Source organism: Sphingomonas sp., from assembly GCF_003248515.1.
Classification (GTDB): Bacteria; Pseudomonadota; Alphaproteobacteria; order Sphingomonadales; family Sphingomonadaceae; genus Sphingomonas_I.
Genome location: NZ_QFOB01000031.1, coordinates 1 through 2,216, shown reverse-complemented (window position 1 = coordinate 2,216; position 2,216 = coordinate 1). Strand labels below are relative to the sequence as shown.

Sequence of the window (2,216 nt, the reverse complement as noted above, 5' to 3'; positions counted from 1 at the left end):
TATAAAGAGGGTGAGAAGGGAATTCTTGAAGTGCTTTAACTTTAAGGCGCGGGCTAAAACAGCTCCCCAGCACTTTTTAACTTAGCTGATGTACCCTTTTGGTTGTACACGGCGCTAAGTAAAAAGCGCCGGGATATCTGTTTATAGCTCCGCGCGCAGGGGCAATGATGCTTCGCATCGGAGTCGAAAAAAGGCGCTGGTTGGCGCCTTTTTTGCGAGTGGGCTTACATGCCTGCGGGTGTGGGGCCGAGGATGTGGGCGCCGGTATCGACGTTCAGGACTTCGCCCGTGGTGCCGCTGCCCAGGCTGGAGAGCAGGTAGAGGGCGGCGCCGGCGACGTCTTCCTTGGAGGTGAGGCGGCGCATCGGGGCGGTAGCTTCGTGGTGCTTCAGCATGTTGCCGAAGTCGGAAATACCGCGCGCGGCCATGGTGTTGATGGGGCCTGCCGAAATGGCGTTGACGCGGATGCCCTGCGGGCCGAACTCGGCGGCGAGGTAACGGACAGCGGCTTCCAGCGCGGCTTTTGCGACACCCATGACGTTGTAGTTGGGCACGACCTTGATACTGCCTTCGTAGGTGAGGGTCAGGATCGAGGCGGTGAGGGAGAGGCGGGGCTTGAGGTACTTCATGACCGCGATCAGGGAGTAGCAGGAGACATCCATGGCGAGGTTGAAGCCTTCGCGCGAGGTTTGCGAGATGCCGCCCTTGAGTTCCTCTTTATTGGCAAAAGCGATGGCGTGAACGATGAAGTCGAGCTGGTGGCCGTCGGCTTCCAGCGCGTGGTTAAGGGTGATGAGCTGGCTGTTGGCCTGGACATCGCACGGGTAGACCGGGATGCCGCCGAGTTTTTCGGCTAAAGCACGGACGCGCTTTTCGACCGCCGCGTTGGGGTAGGTGAAGATGAGCTTGGCGCCTGCGGCCTGTGCGGCTTCGGCGATACCCCATGCGATTGACCAATCGTTGGCCACACCCATGATGAGGCCGGTTTTTCCCGCGAGAAGTTGCGGTGCTTGAGCGTTTTCCATGCGAAGTGTATAACATAGCTATGGAAGCAGGCAAAGGTTGCCTGTTTGTGTAGGGAGTATCTCATGCGTACCATTTATGCGCGGCAGGAATTGCCGCCGGTTGATGTTGATGGCCTTGTTCCAGACAGCATCTTTCTGGTGGGGCCGACGCCCCGGGAAATAGACTATGTGGAATCGTGGCGGCCTGATGCGCTGAATGCTCTGGAATTGCTCGGGTTTGATGGCACTGTGTTTCTTCCGGAAGATCCCGAATGGGGGCTGCACGATGTGGTTTACGGCGAGCAGACCCGCTGGGAATGGCTGGCTTTACGGGCTTCGGCCTGTGTCGCGTGTTGGATGCCGCGTGACCTGAGCCTGACGCCTACCGGTGAAATGAAGATGCCAGCCTTCACATCGAATGTGGAATTTGGCACGATGGCTGTGCTCAAGCCCGAGCGGATGGTGGTTGGCGCGCCGGCTTCGGCCAAGAAGATGGCGTACCTCAGGCAATTCTGTGCGGAGTTCCATGAGGTTTACTTCGGCAAAAAGTTGGTAATACCCGTGTTTGACACGCTGGAAGCCACAATGGCGATGGCGGTGGAGATTGCCACAGCCGGGCCGCGGAAAGCTGCCTGAGACTATGAGAGGCGGCGGAACCTGTTTGGGTTCCGCCGCCTTTTGCGTTACGCTAAGGATAAGAAGATAAGGGTTTTACGATGTTCGGTGGCCGTGAGTTGCGTGCGTTTGAGAGTTTGAGCGAAAAGGAAGTGCTGGCGCTGGCCATTGGGGCCGAAGAGGAAGACGGCCGCATTTATCGCGACATTGCCGAGCAGTTGCGTGGTGAGTTTGCCGCCACGGCGGCGGTGTTTGATGAAATGGCTGCAGAAGAGGACGGGCACCGCCGCGCGCTGCTGGATGTGTTCAAGGCCAAATTCGGGCCGCACATTCCGCTTGTGCGGCGCGGGGATGTGAAGGGATTCCGTAAAATTGAGCCTGTGTGGCTGGTGCAGCCGCTCAATGTGGAGAAATTGTGGCGCCTTGCTGAAGAGATGGAAGGGCAGGCGGGGCGTTTTTATCTGCTGGCCGCCAAGCGCAGCCAGGATGTGGATGTGCGCAGGCTGCTGGGTGACCTAGCCGCAGCGGAGCAGAAGCATGAGCGCAAGGCGGTGAGTTTGCAGGATAAGAACCTGACCGAAAATGCCAAAGACCTTG

The 2,216-nt window shown here is 58.4% G+C and carries 3 protein-coding genes; 2 read left to right on the top strand and 1 reads right to left on the bottom strand.

What is annotated here, in order from left to right; translation table 11 throughout:
- Positions 1–224: 224 nt before the first annotated feature.
- Positions 225–1,025, bottom strand: a complete 801-nt coding sequence (locus tag DI605_RS21405; protein WP_293977810.1) for an enoyl-ACP reductase — start codon at positions 1,023–1,025, stop codon at positions 225–227.
- A 63-nt stretch (positions 1,026–1,088) separates the two neighbouring features.
- On the opposite strand from DI605_RS21405, the gene DI605_RS21400 reads away from it, so the two are divergent.
- The gene (locus DI605_RS21400; protein WP_293977808.1) at positions 1,089–1,640 is read left to right on the top strand and encodes a hypothetical protein; all 552 of its coding nucleotides are present in this window, start codon (positions 1,089–1,091) and stop codon (positions 1,638–1,640) included.
- Between the two features lie 80 nt (positions 1,641–1,720).
- The coding region (locus DI605_RS21395; RefSeq protein ID WP_293977805.1) for a ferritin family protein at positions 1,721–2,216 on the top strand (496 nt) is incomplete at its 3' end.

Coding starts and splice junctions, on each gene's coding strand:
- DI605_RS21405 (WP_293977810.1), bottom strand. CDS start 1,025: ATGGAAAACGCTCAAGCACCGCAACTTCTCGCGGGAAAAACCGGCCTC.
- DI605_RS21400 (WP_293977808.1), top strand. CDS start 1,089: ATGCGTACCATTTATGCGCGGCAGGAATTGCCGCCGGTTGATGTTGAT.